At 71.5% G+C, this 14,944-nt stretch carries 16 protein-coding genes and 1 riboswitch; of the genes, 8 read left to right on the forward strand and 8 right to left on the reverse strand.

Going from position 1 to position 14,944, the window contains the following annotated elements; genetic code table 11:
• Nucleotides 1-117 precede the first annotated feature (117 nt).
• A complete protein-coding gene (locus ACZ63J_RS24635; protein ID WP_465405394.1) occupies nt 118-1,164 on the reverse strand; it encodes an SIS domain-containing protein in 1,047 nt (348 codons plus the stop codon).
• 147 nt (nt 1,165-1,311) lie between these two features.
• Between ACZ63J_RS24635 and ACZ63J_RS24640 the strand changes: the two genes are divergently transcribed.
• Nucleotides 1,312-2,067 (forward strand): GntR family transcriptional regulator, encoded by a 756-nt coding sequence (locus tag ACZ63J_RS24640; RefSeq protein ID WP_465301705.1) that lies wholly within the window; start codon nt 1,312-1,314, stop codon nt 2,065-2,067.
• A 43-nt stretch (nt 2,068-2,110) separates the two neighbouring features.
• Entirely contained in the window at nt 2,111-3,637 is a 1,527-nt protein-coding gene (locus ACZ63J_RS24645; protein WP_465405396.1) for an MFS transporter, read from the forward strand.
• A gap of 7 nt (nt 3,638-3,644) precedes the next feature.
• Here the strand turns inward: ACZ63J_RS24645 and ACZ63J_RS24650 are convergent, their stop codons facing one another.
• Nucleotides 3,645-4,595, reverse strand: a complete 951-nt coding sequence (locus ACZ63J_RS24650) for a threonine ammonia-lyase (protein ID WP_465405398.1) — start codon at nt 4,593-4,595, stop codon at nt 3,645-3,647.
• 146 nt (nt 4,596-4,741) lie between these two features.
• Between ACZ63J_RS24650 and ACZ63J_RS24655 the strand changes: the two genes are divergently transcribed.
• Nucleotides 4,742-5,482: a hypothetical protein gene (locus ACZ63J_RS24655; protein ID WP_465405400.1), complete on the forward strand. Its 741-nt coding sequence runs from the start codon at nt 4,742-4,744 to the stop codon at nt 5,480-5,482.
• A 63-nt stretch (nt 5,483-5,545) separates the two neighbouring features.
• Here the strand turns inward: ACZ63J_RS24655 and ACZ63J_RS24660 are convergent, their stop codons facing one another.
• From ACZ63J_RS24660 to thiE, 3 genes are all read right to left on the reverse strand, one after another.
• Nucleotides 5,546-7,189, reverse strand: coding sequence for a hypothetical protein (locus ACZ63J_RS24660; protein WP_465405402.1), 1,644 nt, complete (start codon nt 7,187-7,189; stop codon nt 5,546-5,548).
• Nucleotides 7,190-7,203: 14 nt separating this feature from the next.
• Nucleotides 7,204-8,403, reverse strand: a complete 1,200-nt coding sequence (locus ACZ63J_RS24665; protein WP_465439613.1) for an OmpA family protein — start codon at nt 8,401-8,403, stop codon at nt 7,204-7,206.
• A 180-nt stretch (nt 8,404-8,583) separates the two neighbouring features.
• Entirely contained in the window at nt 8,584-9,243 is a 660-nt protein-coding gene (thiE, locus tag ACZ63J_RS24670) for a thiamine phosphate synthase (protein WP_465405408.1), read from the reverse strand.
• 31 nt (nt 9,244-9,274) lie between these two features.
• Nucleotides 9,275-9,380, forward strand: a riboswitch (TPP riboswitch).
• Between thiE and thiO the strand changes: the two genes are divergently transcribed.
• From thiO to ACZ63J_RS24690, 4 genes are all read left to right on the forward strand, one after another.
• A complete protein-coding gene (gene thiO / locus ACZ63J_RS24675) occupies nt 9,374-10,447 on the forward strand; it encodes a glycine oxidase ThiO (protein WP_465405410.1) in 1,074 nt (357 codons plus the stop codon). It overlaps the preceding riboswitch by 7 nt.
• A complete protein-coding gene (gene thiS, locus ACZ63J_RS24680; RefSeq protein ID WP_465301717.1) occupies nt 10,447-10,647 on the forward strand; it encodes a sulfur carrier protein ThiS in 201 nt (66 codons plus the stop codon). The genes thiO and thiS overlap by 1 nt, the downstream gene beginning before the upstream one ends.
• A gap of 1 nt (nt 10,648) precedes the next feature.
• Complete coding sequence (gene thiG, locus ACZ63J_RS24685) at nt 10,649-11,407, forward strand: thiazole synthase (protein ID WP_465301719.1); 759 nt, start codon at nt 10,649-10,651, stop codon at nt 11,405-11,407.
• Between the two features lie 97 nt (nt 11,408-11,504).
• Nucleotides 11,505-11,939 carry a MarR family winged helix-turn-helix transcriptional regulator gene (locus ACZ63J_RS24690; RefSeq protein ID WP_465301721.1) on the forward strand — a complete coding sequence of 145 codons (435 nt, stop codon included), beginning with the start codon at nt 11,505-11,507 and terminating at the stop codon, nt 11,937-11,939.
• Here the strand turns inward: ACZ63J_RS24690 and ACZ63J_RS24695 are convergent.
• The gene (locus ACZ63J_RS24695) at nt 11,936-12,310 is read right to left on the reverse strand and encodes a winged helix-turn-helix transcriptional regulator (protein WP_465405412.1); all 375 of its coding nucleotides are present in this window, start codon (nt 12,308-12,310) and stop codon (nt 11,936-11,938) included. The two genes, ACZ63J_RS24690 and ACZ63J_RS24695, sit on opposite strands and share 4 nt — an antisense overlap.
• 84 nt (nt 12,311-12,394) lie before the next feature.
• On the opposite strand from ACZ63J_RS24695, the gene ACZ63J_RS24700 reads away from it, so the two are divergent.
• Nucleotides 12,395-13,234, forward strand: a complete 840-nt coding sequence (locus ACZ63J_RS24700) for an SDR family oxidoreductase (RefSeq protein ID WP_465405414.1) — start codon at nt 12,395-12,397, stop codon at nt 13,232-13,234.
• On the opposite strand, the gene ACZ63J_RS24705 is transcribed toward ACZ63J_RS24700, so the two are convergent.
• Complete coding sequence (locus ACZ63J_RS24705; RefSeq protein ID WP_465405416.1) at nt 13,231-14,037, reverse strand: ion transporter; 807 nt, start codon at nt 14,035-14,037, stop codon at nt 13,231-13,233. The two genes, ACZ63J_RS24700 and ACZ63J_RS24705, sit on opposite strands and share 4 nt — an antisense overlap.
• 59 nt (nt 14,038-14,096) lie before the next feature.
• The gene (gene thiD / locus ACZ63J_RS24710) at nt 14,097-14,918 is read right to left on the reverse strand and encodes a bifunctional hydroxymethylpyrimidine kinase/phosphomethylpyrimidine kinase (RefSeq protein ID WP_465301729.1); all 822 of its coding nucleotides are present in this window, start codon (nt 14,916-14,918) and stop codon (nt 14,097-14,099) included.
• Nucleotides 14,919-14,944: the final 26 nt, after the last annotated feature.

Consider the following 14,944-nt stretch of genomic DNA (forward strand, 5'->3'; position numbering starts at 1 on the left):
CGTTGTCTCTTTTGGCTTTCCCCCCCCCCCCCCCCCCCCCCCCCACCCCCCCCCGTGCGCCCCCACCCCCGCCGCCCCCGCCCTCCTTCCCCCCGCCTCCGACGCCGATCGCGAAGCTCACCTCGTCTTGGTCACCTTCAGCAGGCCGCGCGGGCTGTCCGGGTCACCGCCGCGGGCGAGGGAAAGCCCGAGCGCGATCCGCTGGAGCGGCAGGATCTCCAGGATCGGCGCGAGCTCCTCGGCCGACGGCGCGACGTCGATGCGCAGCGCCGCGGGCACCTCCGAGGCGGCCGAACCGACTGCGAGGACGTCCGCGCCGCGCTTGCCGACGGCCTCGAGAACCTCGTGCATCGCCTGGCCGCCGTGCCCCTTGCTGGTCACGGCCAGGACCGCGGTTTCGCCGTTGACCGCCGCGACCGGGCCGTGCAGCAGGTCCGCGCCGCTGTACGCGCGGGCGGCGAGGTAGCTGGTCTCGGCCAGCTTCAGCGCGCCTTCGAGCGCCGAAGCGTAGGAGTAACCGCGGCCGGTGGTGAGGACGCGGTCCACGAAGCGGTACCGGTCGACCGCGCGCTGCACGCCCTCGGCGGCGCCGTCGAGGGTCTGCTGCGCCAGCTCGCCGATCTTCTCGGCGTCCGCCCCCTTGCCGCCGCGCACCGCGTCGATCAGGAGGTAGAGCGCCATCAGCGTCGCGGAGTACGTCTTGGTCGCCGCGACGGCCTTCTCGACGCCCGCGCCGATGTCGACGCCGAGCTCGGACGCCGCCCGCAGCGGCGAGTCGGGCGTGTTGGTGACGGACACCGTCAGCGCGCCCTGGCGCCGCGCCGTTTCGGTGACCTCGATCAGGTCGGGAGAACCACCGCTCTGGCTGACCGTGACGAACAGCACGTCCCGCAGATCGGGGCGCGCGCCGTACAGCGTCGCCGTCGACGGGGAAACAAGACCAGCCGGAAGGCCGAGCAGTACCTCGATCAGGTACTTCGCATACAACGCTGCGTGGTCACTTGATCCACGCGCGGCGAGCAAAGCGAAGCGCGGGGGCCGTTGTGAGATCTTTTCCGCCACCCCGGCGATTTCCGCCTGACGCTCGACCAGTCCGGCCAGGACGTCCGGTTGCTGGGCGATCTCCGCGGCCATGTGCTCGCCGGGCCGTTGTTCGGTCATCATTTTCCTCTCCACCTCCGGCATTATGTACCGGACTCAGGCGGCGTCGGTCAGGTCTAGACCAATGTTAGTGGGGCGGCGCGTTTGGGGAAAAGGGTACGTTTCTTACGGGGACGTGGCGCGTATGAGGGAAGACATAGGGAGTCGGGCATGTTGGAAACCACCACCACGGGCGAGGCGGGCGCCGTCGCCGGGATGCGCGGGCAGCGCGAGCCCAAGTACTGGGCACTGAAACAGCACCTCCTCGACCTCCTGGACGTGCTGCCGCCCGGGTCGCCGATCCCGACCGAACGCGCGCTCGCCGGGGAGTTCACGGTCTCCCGCACCACCGTGCGCCAGGCGCTGGCCGACCTCACCGCCGAGGGTCGCCTGCACCGTGTGCAGGGAAAAGGCACCTTCGCGGCCGAGCCGAAGCTCGCCCAGCGGCTGCAGTTGTCCTCCTACACCGAAGACATGCGCAAGCAGGGCCTGAAGCCGTCGTCGAAGCTGCTCGAGCTCGACGAGCTGCCGGCCGAGGGTGACCTCGCGAAGCTCCTCGGAATCCGCACCGGTGCGAAAATTCTTCGCCTTCGACGGCTTCGACTGGCGGACTCGCAGCCGATGGCGCTCGAGACGTCGCACCTCCCGGCCGGCCGGTTCCGCGGGCTGCGCAAGCACATTTCCGCGGGCGGATCGTTGTACGCCGTTCTACGCGAGCAGTACGGCGTCGAGCTCGAACGCGCGGAGGAGACGATCGAGACCTCGCTCGCCGGGCCGCAGGAGGCCGAGATGCTCGGCGCGGACGTCGGCATGCCGGTGCTGATGCTGACCCGGCACTCGTTCGCGACCGACGGCAAGCCGGTCGAGTTCGCCCGCTCGGTCTACCGCGGCGACCGCTACAAGTTCGTGACGACGCTGCTGCCGTAACCACGCGGTTGACGGGCGTCTCCGCGCACGGTGGAGTGGGCACGTGACAGCCACTGAAGACACCGGGATCCGGTGGGGCACCGGGGCGGCCCGGGGCGTGCTCGCGACCACCATCCTCGGGTCCGGCATGGCGATGCTCGACGGCACGATCGTCAACGTCGCCCTGCCCCGCATCGGCGAGGAGCTGCACGCCTCCGTCGCCGGTCTCCAGTGGATCCTCGACGGCTACATGCTGGCCCTCGCGGCGCTGGTCCTGGTCGCCGGCTCGCTCGGCGACCGCTACGGCCGGCGCCGCATGTACCTGATCGGCGTCGTCTGGTTCGGCGTCGCCTCCGGGCTGTGCGCGGCGGCGACGTCCACCGAGGTGCTCGTCGTGACGCGCATCCTGCAGGGCATCGGCGGCGCCCTCCTGACCCCCGGGTCGCTCGCGATCCTCCAGTCGTCCTTCGCGCACAACGCGCGCGCCCGCGCGATCGGCGCGTGGTCCGGCCTCGGCGGCATCGCGGCCGCCGCCGGGCCGCTGCTCGGCGGCTTCCTGGTGCAGGTCTGGTCGTGGCGGCTGGCGTTCCTGATCAACGTGCCGATCGCGATCGCCGTCGTCCTGATGGCGCGCCGGTTCGTCCCGGAGTCCCGCGACGAGCAGGCGACCGGCCACCCGGACTTCGGCGCCGCGGCGCTCGGCGCGATCGGCCTCGCCGGGGTGACCGGCGCGCTGGTCGAGGCGCCGGGACGCGGCATCGGCGACCCGATCGTGCTGGTCGCGGGGGTGCTGGGGATCGTCGGGCTCGCCGCGTTCGTCTTCGTCCAGCACCGCTCGCGGGAGCCGCTGGTGCCGCCGTCGCTGTTCCGCGACCGGACGTTCACCCTGTCGAACGCGCTGACCTTCGCCATGTACGCGGCGCTCGGCGGCGTGATGATGCTGCTGGTCATGCAGCTGCAGGTGTCGCTCGGTTACTCGCCGACGGCGTCCGGGCTGGCCGGGCTGCCGCTGACGGTGATCATGCTGCTGCTCTCCGGCCGCTCGGGCGCGCTCGCCCAGCGCATCGGCCCGCGCCTGCAGCTGGTCGTCGGGCCGATCGTCGTCGGCATCGGGATGCTGCTGATGCTGCGCATCGCGCCCGGCGCGTCCTACCTCGGCACGGTGCTGCCCGCGGTGGTGGTGTTCGGGCTCGGCCTGGCGACCGTCGTCGCCCCGGTGACCGCGACGGTCCTCGCCGCGGCCCCGGACCGCTACGCCGGTGTCGCGTCCGGGGTCAACAACGCCATCGCGCGCTCCGGCGGGCTCCTGGCGGTCGCGGTGCTGCCGGCGGCGGCCGGGCTGACCGGGTCCGCGTACGCCGACCCCGTCGCGCTCACCGCGGGCTGGCGGATGGCCCTGGTGATCTGCGCGGTGCTGGCGATCGCCGGCGGGCTGATCGCGCTGGGCATCCACAACGGCGTCCTGGCTCCACCGGCCGAGCCGACGGCTCCGGCCGCCGACGAGTCCCCGCACCTGGGCGAGTGTTACCACTGCGGTGTCGAGGGCCCGCCGACGCACGTCCGCCGCGGCAGCCCGGTCGCCGGGTCGTAGGGCCGGGCTAACCCGCGAGGACCTCCGCGAAGAGGGCCGGGTCCGCGTTGCCGCCCGAGACGATCGCGACCGTGCGGCCTTCCGGCAGCTCGGCCGCGTGGTGGAGGTACGCCGCCGTGGTCACCGCGCCGCTCGGCTCGGCCACCAGGCGGGCCTTGCCGGCCAGGACGCGCATGGCGTCGCGGATCTCGTCCTCGGTGACCGTGACCATCGTGTCGACGACCTCCTTCAGGTGCGCGAAGGTCAGCTCGGACGGCTGCGCGCGCAGGCCGTCGGCGATCGTGCGGGCGCGGTCGGCCATCGGCCAGTCGACCTGGCGGCCGAGCCGCAGCCCCTCGGTCGTGTCGCCGGCGAGCGCGGGTTCGACGCCGACGACCTTCGCCCGGGGGCAGCGCGCCTTGATCGCGACGCCGACGCCGGAGGCCAGCCCGCCGCCGCTCACCGGCACCAGCACCACCTCGACGTCCGGCAGCTCCTCGGCGATCTCCAGGCCCGCGGTGCCCTGCCCGGCGATGATGGCCGCGTCGTCGTAGGGCGGCACGAGGGTCAGCCCGCGTTCGGCGGCCAGTTCGTGCGCTTTGGCCTCGTGCTCGCCGATCGGCACCTCGATCACCTCGGCGCCGTACGAGCGGGTGGCCTCGACCTTGATCCGCGGCGCGACGTCCGGCACGACGATCACCGCGGGCACGCCGAACTCCCGCGCGGCGTACGCGACCGCCTGCGCGTGGTTGCCGCTCGAGTACGCGATGACCCCGCGGGCGCGCCGCGCGTCTTCGAGCGTGGCGATCGCGTTGAACGCGCCGCGCACCTTGAACGCGCCGATCGGTTGCAGCGATTCGGGTTTGAGCCACAGGGACCCACGCGGATCCCACGTTTGGAGCAACAGCGGCGTGCGCACGGCGACACCTTCGACGCGCTTCGCGGCCGCCTCGATGTCAGAGATCGTCACCAGTTCCATGTGCCGATTATGTCAAGAAAGTGTTCGGCCAGAAGTGTCCATTATGGACAGTCGGAGTGGTGCTTCTCACGTCGCGGCAACGCGGGGAGTTTCCCGCGCGCCTTACACGTTGGACAGGGGAGAAGACTTACTACCGGATCGGGATCATGAGCAAGGAGAAAGCAGCGGCTTCCGAGTTGGACACGGCGAAGGAAGAAAAGTCCGGTCTGCGCATCGCGCAGGTGATGGCGGCGGCGCTCGCGGCGGTGACCGCGGCACTGCTGGGCTCGACGCTCGGCGTGGCGGGCACGGTGGTCGGCGCGGGCGTGGCGAGCGTGATCACGACGGTCGGCGGCGAGATCTACCTCCGCTCGCTGCAGCGCACGCGCGCGGCCGCGCTGAAGGCGCGTCAGCTGGCGACGTCGGGCATCCGGCGGCGGGGTGGAACCGGTTCCGAAGTGGCGCTGGCCGACCAGCCGACGGTCCAGCTGCCCCGGCCGGACTCACCTCCCGAGGAGCCGTCCCGGCTGCGCAAACTGCGCTGGCCGTTGATCATCGGCACGAGCGTGGTGGCGTTCGCCGTGGCGATCCTGGCGATAGTGGGCTTCGAGTCGGCCACGGGCACCCAGATCGGCGGCGGCACCGGCGCGGGCATCGGCAAGATCTTCGGCAACGGCGGTGGTCACACCGACACCACACCGTCGACCACCCCCACGACGTCGACGAACGACACCCAGGACTCGCCGGCCCCGAGCACCCAGACGACCACGGAGACCTCGGCCCCGCCGACCACGTCGTCGCAGTCCCCGACCACCACCCCGACCACCCCGAGCACGACGGCCCAGCCGCCGTCGACCTCGGCGGCGCCGCCCACCAGCCAGGGCGCGGCGAGCACGCCGACGCCGTAAAGCCGTGAAGGCCACCTTGAGGAACTTCAAGTTCCTCAAGGTGGCCTTCACTAACTCTCGGGATCAAGCCGGGTAGGACCAGGTTGCGGTGCCTTGGGCGGTTTCCTGCGAGCTACTGTCGGCGATCGGAGCCAGCCAGGCCGTGGCCAGGGTCACGACAGCGGTCAGGACCGCGGCGACCAGCATCAGCCGGTGCGGCGGTTTCGGCCGGTCGGGGATCTCCACCGGTGCGGGACCGACGATGACCAGCTCGTCCTTCTTCTGGCGGACCGGCAGTGCGGTCCCGCGGCCATCCTCGCCGACGGCGAGTTCGGCGACCGCGGTGCCTTCGCCGGCCGGAGCGGGCACCGTGAAAATCGAATCGCGGTTGGCGAGCCAGTTGTTGACGAGATCGAGCCGCGACCGGAGGTCGACGCGCCGTGCACCGGTGTCTTCGACCTCAGGGACGGAGCGGCGTTCGAACTCCGCCTGGTCGAAATCGCCCGGGGGCAGGCCGAGCCATGTCCAGGCCAGTTCCACGGCACGCAGCGAGTCTCTGAAGGTGCGTTGGCGAAGCGTGTCCGCGTGGTTGGTGAGCTTTTCCGCCGCGATCAGAGCATGGTGCGCGGCCTCCCGCTCGGCGGCCACCCGGCCCTGGGCCCGCTTGATGCGGCCGGTGATCTCGTCGATCGCCGTCCGCTCGATCTCCAACCGGTCGCCCAGCAGGTTCCCCCGGCAGTACAGACGTGCCATCTGGACCACGACGCAGCCGAGGATCAGGCCGATCACGATGCCGAACAGGACGGCTTCGTAGATCGGCAGGTCCGCCTGCCGGGCCAACCAGGCGACGCGGACTCCGCCGATCATCGCAACGGCCCCGGCCACCCCGACCAGCCAGTGGTAGGCGTGCGAGTACTGCCGGTCGGCTTCGGCGATCTCGTCCGTGGTCGGCGCCGGGCGCTCCGGCCCGATCCGGCCGCGCCGGAAGGGGCGGTTGTAGTCTGCGGCCGCGCCGCGGCGATCGACACTCGCTCGCTCGGCGCTGACGAACGTGCGCGCGGCCCACTCGATGGCCAGCACCTGCAGGCTGACCATGCCGAGCCCGATCGCCCAGCGGAGCGCGTTGTCCGAGCCACCGGCGAACGACAGGTTCAGCAGCGGCTTCCACAGGAGGATCGCGTCCATCACGCCCAGCAGGGTCGACGCGAGGATCCGCCAGGCTTTTTCCCAGCTTCGCTGGGTGTGCCGCGAGTCGCCTTCGGCGCTGCGCTGGCGGGCCAGCTGTTCGTCCTGGTGGTGGATGACCTGGATCCGCCGTCCGTCGATCTTCTCGCCGTCGGGGCCGGTGACGGGGTCGTTGAGGATTCCGCTGGCGTGTTCGATCGTGTCGACCGCCTCGGCGAGGTGCTTCGCTGCTTCGAGGTCCTGCTCGGCCGCGCGGTCGTCGGTGGGGGCCGAGTACTCGAGCGCCTGCGCGTGGCAGGTCGCGGCGGCGGTCTGGACCGCGCCGGCCGCGGCGTCCGCCAGCGGCCGGTCGTGGTCGGGCTTGCCGGTCGCCGGGTCGATCACGGTGAGGTAGGTGGCGGCAGCCGCCGTCCAGACACCTTCCTCGGTGTTGCCGAGAGCCATGGCGGCTTGCCTCGGCAGGTCTTCCACGCGGAAGGCGCCCTTCGGCAGGCCGGGGTAGGCCGCCAGCGGGACGTCGGGCACGTCAGGCACGTCGGTCACGAGTTCTCCGTTTCTCAAGAGCGGGCCACGAGCTTGATGACGACCACTCGCTGGGCGGGTGACCTGGCGTCCTGCCCGGGTGCGGCGAGTTCGTCGAACCCGACGCCGGACGCCGAGATGTCGCCGGCCGGGATCCCCTGGTCCTGGAGCAGGTGCGCGATGGCGTCCGCGCGTTTCGCGGAGGTGGCGCGCGCCCCGGCCGGGTCGCCGTACCGGGCGCAATAGCCGATGACGCTGATCCGGGACTTCCCGTTCGTGTTCCGGTACAGCTCGGCGGCTTGTACGGCCACCGCGGTCGCGGCCGGCCGGTCGATCAGCTCCGCGCTGTCCGGGGCGAACGCCGCCTCGTCGATCCGAGGGTCCGCCGTTTTGACCGGCGGCGCCGGCGGGGTGAACGGGACGATCGGCGGGACGTCCGAGGCGTTCGGCCAGGCGGCGGTCATTCCATTGTCGTGGAGCGGGTCCGCGATTTGCGCACCGAGGCGATCAGCGAGAGCCGCGGTGAACTTTTCGCGCCAGGATTCCGATCTCGGGTCAAGCGGCCGCTGTTCAGTACCCACCGGGGTCAAAAAGACGACGTGCAGATCAACGCCCTGCAGATCCAGATCCTTCAACGAGGTCTTCAACACCTCGTCGACGGCCTGTTCGGGGTCCGCACCGGCGCTCAGCGACGAGATCGTGAATGGATCCAGGGTGCCGGTCAGTACGGTGCTCGACAGCCAGACCTCGGCCTGCTCCGTCCGCGCGGCCTCGTCCGCGGCAGCGTGCAATGCGGCGTACAGGGAGAAGCCCTTCTGGCTGACCTCGGCCTTGCTCATGCGTCCGGTGACGTCCTTGAGGATCTTGTCGACATTGGACGCCTGCTGTCGGCTGTCGTCGACTTTTCCGTTGCCGCGGTCGAGGTCCAGGCCGACGTCGTTGGCGACGTTCACCGCCTGCTCGCCGACAGCGTAGGCGGTGAGTCTGGCTCCGCCGTCCTTTCCGGCCTGCCGGACGCGATCGCGCAACGCACGCGGCAGCGTGCCGGGAGAATGCGTGGTCTTTTCCGCCAGCCACACCAGGTTCGTGCTCTTCGCCGGATCTTCGAGCTGGTTCAACACGACCACGATCGCGACGAAAAGCACCACTGCGCCGGCGAAGACCGCCATGATGCGAGTGCCTTTGGAGATCGAGCGTTTCGGCGAAGCGCCGATCTCGGCGTCGTAGGTTTTCACGAATCCTCCGTGCGGCCCCTATTGCCCTTGCGTCGGGGTTCCGCACGGAGGTCGGTGTTCGGCCGAACGTCGTTACTCCACGCTTTCTCCAAGTGGCCCGATCGGGTAAATTCGATGCGGGCGGGATGAAGATCTGATTTCGACCGTAACAAATGTGTGAGGTCGGCCGAACCTGTTCTTTCAGGGCAGGCGGGCGCGCAGCTCCCGGGCGGCGGCTTCGGGGTCCTCGGCTTCGGTGATCGCCCGGACCACCACGATCCGGGACGCGCCCGCCTCCAGCACCTCCGGGAGCCGCGGCATGTCAATGCCGCCGATCGCGAACCAGGGCCGCGCCGGAGTGGCAGCCGCCGTCGAGCGCACCAGGTCCAGGCCCGGCGCGGACCGGCCGGGCTTGGTCGGTGTCGGCCAGCACGGGCCCGTGCAGAAGTAGTCCACGCCCGGCTCCGACGCGGCCGCCGAGGCCTGGTCGACCGAGTGCGTCGAGCGGCCGATCACCACGTCGTCACCCAGGATCCGCCGGGCCAGCGGGACCGGGATGTCGTCCTGGCCCAGGTGGAGCACGTCCGCGCCGACCGCCAGGGCGACGTCCGCGCGGTCATTCACCGACAGCAGCGCGCCGTGCCGCTCGCACACCTCGGCCAGCACCTCCAGCGCGGCGATCTCTCCCGCGGCTTCCAAGGCGCCGGTCTTGTCGCGCAGCTGGATGATGTCGACGCCGCCGGCCAGGGCCGCGTCGGCGAAGGCGGCGAGGTCGCCGCGGGACGTGCGGGCGTCCGTGCACAGGTACAGGCGCGCCGCGTCGAGGCGGGCGCGGATCTTGTCACCGGAAAGGGCGGGCATAGCGGCGACCGTACCTGGCGAGCTAGGGTGGACTGGTCCGCACGGGAGCCCGAGGCACGGGCTGAGAGGGAGCTGCCGCTCCGACCGTGGAACCTGATCCGGGTCATGCCGGCGCAGGGAGCGTGATCCCATGACGAACCTGGCAGTGGTGGGCGGCGGAGTGATCGGCCTGTCCACGGCTTGGCGTGCCGCCGGCCGGAAGCACCAGGTCACCCTGTACGACCCCGAGCCCGTCCGCGGCGGCGCGTCCTGGCTGGCCGGCGGCATGCTCGCCCCGGTCACCGAGGCCTGGCCGGGTGAGGAAGACGTCCTCAGCCTCGGCGAAGAGTCGTTGAGACGCTGGCCCGGCTTCGCGAGCGACCTCGCGCAGGAGGGCGTCGACCCCGGCCTGGCCGGGCACGGGACGCTCGTGGTCGCGTTCGACAGCGCCGACGCCGGCCACCTCGACATCCTCGCCGGTTACCTGCACTCGATCGGCCGCGCGGCGGACCGCCTCACCGGCCGCGAGACCAAACGTCTCGAGCCCGGCGTCGGGTCCGTCCGAAGTGGACTCCACGTGCCCGGCGACCTGGCCGTGGACAACCGAAAACTCCTCAACGCCCTGTACGCGGCCTGCCAGAAGCGGGATGTCCGGTTCGTCCGTGAACGCGTGACGGCCATCCCGGACGCCGACGCGGTCGTGCTCGCCGCGGGAGCGTGGACCGGCCGGCTGCACCCGCAGCTCGCCGACGCCGTCCGCCCGCTCAAGGGGGAGATTCTCCGGCTCAAACCCCGGCGTGGCTGCCTGCCGCCGCCGTCGCACACCGTGCGGGCCGTCGTCGAGGGCCGGCCGATCTACCTCGTCCCGCGCGGCGACCAGGAGCTCGTCCTCGGCGCGACCCAGTACGAGGCGGGCTTCGACCGGGCCGTCACCGCGCGCGGGGTGCGTGAGCTGATCGAAGGCGCCGAACGGGTTTTCCCCGCGATCACCGAGTACGAGCTGGCCGAGGTCGCCGCGGGCCTGCGGGCCGCCAGCCGCGACGCCCTGCCGTACCTCGGTGTCCTGGACGACGGCGTCTTCGCCGCGACCGGGCACCACCGCAACGGCCTGCTGATGGCCCCCGTGACCGCGGACGCCGTGGTCGCCTGGCTCGAGGGTGAGAAGCCGCCCGAAGGCACCGAAGCGGCTTCGCCCGACCGCCTGCACCAGAAGGAGCACGTGTGATGGAGATCAAGCTCAACGGGAAGTGGACGGAGTTCCCGGACGGCGCCACGGTCGCCGACGTCCTCGAGGCGTCCGGCGGGCAGCGACCCGGGATCGCCGTCGCGGTCGACGGCGTGGTCGTCCGCCGGAGCGACTGGGCGGCCACCGCCGTGCCCAAGGGTGCCGGCGTCGACGTGCTCACCGCGGTCCAGGGAGGCTGAAGTGGACGTCGAACCGCTGGTCATCGGCACTGCCAAGCTCCGGTCGCGGCTGATCATCGGCACCGGCGGCGCGGCGAACCTCGCCGTGCTCGAACGCGCGCTGGTCGCCTCCGGCACCGAGCTGACGACCGTCGCCATGCGCCGCGCGGACGCCGAAGGCGGCTCCGGCGTCCTCGAACTCTTGAAAAGGCTGGGCATCGAGCTGCTGCCGAACACCGCGGGCTGCCGCACGGCCGCCGAAGCCGTGCTCACCGCGCAGCTGGCGCGCGAGGCGCTGGATACCGATCTCATCAAGCTCGAGGTGCACGCCGACGACCGGACGCTGCTGCCGGACCCGATCGAAACCCTCGACGCCGCCGAGCGGCTGGCCGCCGACGGCTTCACCGTGTTCGCCTACACGAACGACGATCCGGTGCTCGCGCTGCGCCTGGAGGAGGCCGGCTGCGCCGCCGTGATGCCGCTGGGCGCGCCGATCGGGACCGGCCTCGGCATCCGGAATCCGCACAACATCGAGCTGATCGTCTCGCGGGCGGGCGTGCCGGTGATCCTGGACGCCGGAATCGGCACCGCGTCGGACGCGACGCTGGCGATGGAGCTCGGCTGTGACGCCGTCCTGCTGTCCACGGCGGTCACCCGAGCGGCCGACCCGGAGCGGATGGCGGCGGCGATGCGGGCGGGTGTCGTCGCCGGCCGGCTGGCCCGTGAGGCCGGCCGGGTGCCGCAGCGTTTCTGGGCGCACGCGTCGAGCCCACCCCGGTGAACCGGGGTGGCTTAACGCCGAACGTGCACCGCGAACCCGTAAGGTGGACGGCACTTTCCGGCGCACCCGCGGCGGGGCAGGGCAGAAGGAGCCAGCCGTGACCAGCACCTCGGTCCAGGACGTCTCGGGCAGGCTGTACCTCGCCGTCGGGAGGCTGTCCCGGTCACTGCGGCAGGCCGGCGTGCCGGGTCCCGGCCACGGCGCGATCTCGGCGCTGGCGACGCTGGTGATCTCCGGTCAGCTGCGCCTCGGCGACCTCGCCGCGAAGGAGGGTGTCGCCGCGGCGACCATGTCGCGGATCATTGCGTCCCTCGTCGAGGCGGGGTACGTGAGCCGCGAGCCGGATCCGGTCGACCGCCGCGCGTGGCTGGCGAAGGCGACGGAAGAGGGCGAGCGGCTGGTGTCGGGTGTCCGCTCGACGCGCGTGCAGGAGCTGAACCGGCGGTTGGACCGGCTGTCGCCGGAGCACCGCGAAGCCCTGACGGCGGCGATTCCGGCGCTTGAAGCGCTCATCGCCGACGAAGACCGCTAAGCCGGCTGCTCGTCCGGCATGAGCCGCCGGGTGATCCGGCCGAACAGCTCCGCCAGCGGCTCGCCCACGTCGCGGCCGAACTCCGTCAGCCCGTAAGTGACCCGGGGTGGTGTCGTCGGCTCGACCTGCCGCCAGATCAGGCCGTCCTCGACCAGGGCGCGCAGGGACTGGGCGAGCATCTTCTCGCTGATGCCCTCGATGCTCTCGCGCAGCTCGAAGAACCTGAGGTCGTTGCTCTGCAACGAGATCAGGACCCAGATGCCCCACCGGCTCGTCACGTGGTCGACGACGTCGCGTGCGGGGCAGTCGGTGTGAAACACGTCATACCGGGCCGCGCCGGCGGTCGGGGTGAGCTGTGAGCCTCCGGTCATGTCATGAGCTTACCCAAAGGTATGTCCTTACCAGAAGTTAGCTCGGCTCCTAGCGTCGGTAAGACATCGGACGAAGGAGCTTTCATGATCGTGGTGACCGGGGCTACCGGGAACGTGGGCCGGCCGCTGGTGCGGGCGCTGGCCGAGGCGGGGCAGCAGGTGACGGCGGTGTCGCGGCACACCGCGGCCGTGCCGGACGGCGTCCGGCACGTGGTGGCCGACCTCGCCGAGCCCGCCGGGCTGGAGCCGGCGCTGGCCGGGGCGAAGGCGGTGTTCCTGCTGCTGTCCGGCGACCTGCACGCCACCGGCGCCGACCCCGCCCGTGCCCTCGACGCGGCCGCGGCCGCCGGGGTCCGCCGGGTGGTCCTGCTCTCCACCCTGGGGGTGGTGACCAGGCCCTTCGGCACGACGCGGGTCGCGATGCGCGCGCTGGAGGACCGGGTGCGGGAGTCCGGCCTGGACTGGGCGATCCTGCGGCCGGGCGGGTTCGCGTCCAACGCCCTGTGGTGGGCCGAATCCGTCCGCACGCGGCAGGTTGTCGCCGCGCCCTTCGGGGACACCGGCGTGCCGATCATCGACCCGGCGGACATCGCGGAGGTCGCCGCGGCCTGCCTGCTGGACGACCGGCACACCGGCGGCACCTACGAGCTGACCGGCCCCGAGGTGATCACGCCGCGCGGGCAGACGTCGGCCATCGAAGCCGCGCTCGGCACTCCCGTGCGGTTCCACGAGCTCACCCGCGAAGAAGCCAAGGCCGGGATGACCCAGACCATGCCGGGCGAGCTCGCCGACGACACCCTGGACATCCTCGGCGCCCCGAGCGCGGCCGAGCTGCGGGTCAGCCCGGACCTCGAGCGGGTCCTCGGCCGGCCACCGCGGTCCTTCGCCGCCTGGGTCGCCCGCAACCTCGCCGCGTTCCGCTAAGCCGCCTGTTCACGCCGCAGCTCGGCGAGCTCCGCGCGGACGGCGCGGAGCTCGTCGAGGATCTCCTGGTTCGCCGCGGCCTGCGTCTCGGCCTGCTTCGCCTCTTCCTCGCGGATGTCCTGGCGCAGCTCGTCCTCCATGCCGCTGACGACGACGGCGATGAAGAGGTTCAGCACCGCGAAGCTGGACACCAGGATGTAGACGACGAAGAAGATCCAGGCCATCGGCGCCTGGACCATGATCTCCTTCGCGATGTCCGGCCACGCCTCGCCGGTCATCACCTGGAACAGCGTGAACAGCGACGTGCCGAGGTCACCGAAGTTCTCCGGCGAGATGACGCCGAACAGCTTCGTCGCCATCACCCCGGCCACGAAGATGATCAGCGCGAGCAGCGCGGCGATCGAGGCCATGCCGGGGATCGCGGCGAGCAGTCCGGAGACGACCTTCCGCATCGACGGCACCACCGAGATCAGCCGCAGCACCCGAAGCACGCGCAGCGACCGCAGCACGGCGAACGGCCCGGTCGCCGGGATCACCGCGATGCCGACGACCAGCAGGTCGAAGACGTTCCAGTTGTCGCGGAAGAACGCGCCGCGGTAGGCGTAGAACTTCGCCAGCAGCTCGGCGACGAAGATGCCCAGCGCGATGTGGTCGAGCGTGTGCAGGAGGGTGCCGTAGCCGTCGATCAGCGACGTCGACGTCTCCATCCCGAGCGTGACCGCGTTGAACACGATCACGGCGATGATGAAGTTCTGGAAGCGGCGGTCGTCGAGGACCTTCGCCACCCGCTCGCGTCCGGTCAAGGCCGCCCCCTGCTGAGTTCAAGGATCAGTAAACGCAGGGATGGTAACCGGGCGGTCGCTCAGCGCTCCTCGGGTGCCAGCCGCCAGAAGGCCGAGACCGGGCCGACCTTGGCGCCCATCGGGTAGGCGTGCTCGACGGCGTGGGAGACGAACCACTTGCCGTACCGCGCCGCCTCGACCACGGACATCCCCTTGGCCAGGCCCGCGGTGAGCGCCGACGCCATGGTGTCGCCCGCGCCGTGCGTGTGCGGGGTCGCGTAGCGCTGGCCGGGGAGCTCCACGAACGTCGAGCCGTCGAAGAGGAGGTCGACGCACTCGGGGTCGGCCTGCAGGTGGCCGCTCTTGACCAGGACGTAGCGCGGGCCCATCCGCTGCAGCACCACCGCCGCGGTGTGCATGCCCTCGCGGTCCTTCACCGTCATCCCGGTCAGCAGGCGGACCTCGTCGAGGTTCGGGGTGAGCACCGTGGCGCGCGGCAGCAGCTCGTCGCGCAGGGCGTGCAGGCCGGCGTCGTCGAACAGCGGATGGCCGTGCATCGACGCCGCGACCGGGTCGACGACGAACGGGATCTTCTCGTCGCGGCCGATCCCCGCCTTGTCACACGCGGCCGCGACGGCCTCGATGATCTCCGCCGACGCCAGCATGCCCGTCTTGGCCGCGTTGACGCCCATGTCCGCCGCGACGGCCTCGATCTGCCCGGCCACGATGTGCGGCGGCAGGTCGGACCGGTCGTGCACGCCGAGCGTGTTCTGCACCGTGACGGCGGTGACCGCGACCAGGCCGTGGACCCCGCAGGTCAGGAACGTGCGCAGGTCGGCTTGCAGACCGGCGGCGCCGCCGGAGTCCGAACCGGCGATCGTCAACGCGGTGCGAGGGGTCATGGTGGTTTCCCGACTTCTGGTCTAGG

Source organism: Amycolatopsis sp. NPDC104863, from assembly GCF_055582965.1.

Excerpts from the sequence above, each read along its gene's own strand:
- ACZ63J_RS24635 (WP_465405394.1), bottom strand. The coding sequence starts at position 1,164 with ATGATGACCGAACAACGGCCCGGCGAGCACATGGCCGCGGAGATCGCC.
- ACZ63J_RS24640 (WP_465301705.1), top strand. The coding sequence starts at position 1,312 with ATGTTGGAAACCACCACCACGGGCGAGGCGGGCGCCGTCGCCGGGATG.
- ACZ63J_RS24650 (WP_465405398.1), bottom strand. The coding sequence starts at position 4,595 with ATGGAACTGGTGACGATCTCTGACATCGAGGCGGCCGCGAAGCGCGTC.
- ACZ63J_RS24655 (WP_465405400.1), top strand. The coding sequence starts at position 4,742 with ATGAGCAAGGAGAAAGCAGCGGCTTCCGAGTTGGACACGGCGAAGGAA.
- thiE (WP_465405408.1), bottom strand. The coding sequence starts at position 9,243 with ATGCCCGCCCTTTCCGGTGACAAGATCCGCGCCCGCCTCGACGCGGCG.
- thiO (WP_465405410.1), top strand. The coding sequence starts at position 9,374 with ATGACGAACCTGGCAGTGGTGGGCGGCGGAGTGATCGGCCTGTCCACG.
- thiS (WP_465301717.1), top strand. The coding sequence starts at position 10,447 with ATGGAGATCAAGCTCAACGGGAAGTGGACGGAGTTCCCGGACGGCGCC.
- ACZ63J_RS24695 (WP_465405412.1), bottom strand. The coding sequence starts at position 12,310 with ATGACCGGAGGCTCACAGCTCACCCCGACCGCCGGCGCGGCCCGGTAT.
- ACZ63J_RS24700 (WP_465405414.1), top strand. The coding sequence starts at position 12,395 with ATGATCGTGGTGACCGGGGCTACCGGGAACGTGGGCCGGCCGCTGGTG.
- thiD (WP_465301729.1), bottom strand. The coding sequence starts at position 14,918 with ATGACCCCTCGCACCGCGTTGACGATCGCCGGTTCGGACTCCGGCGGC.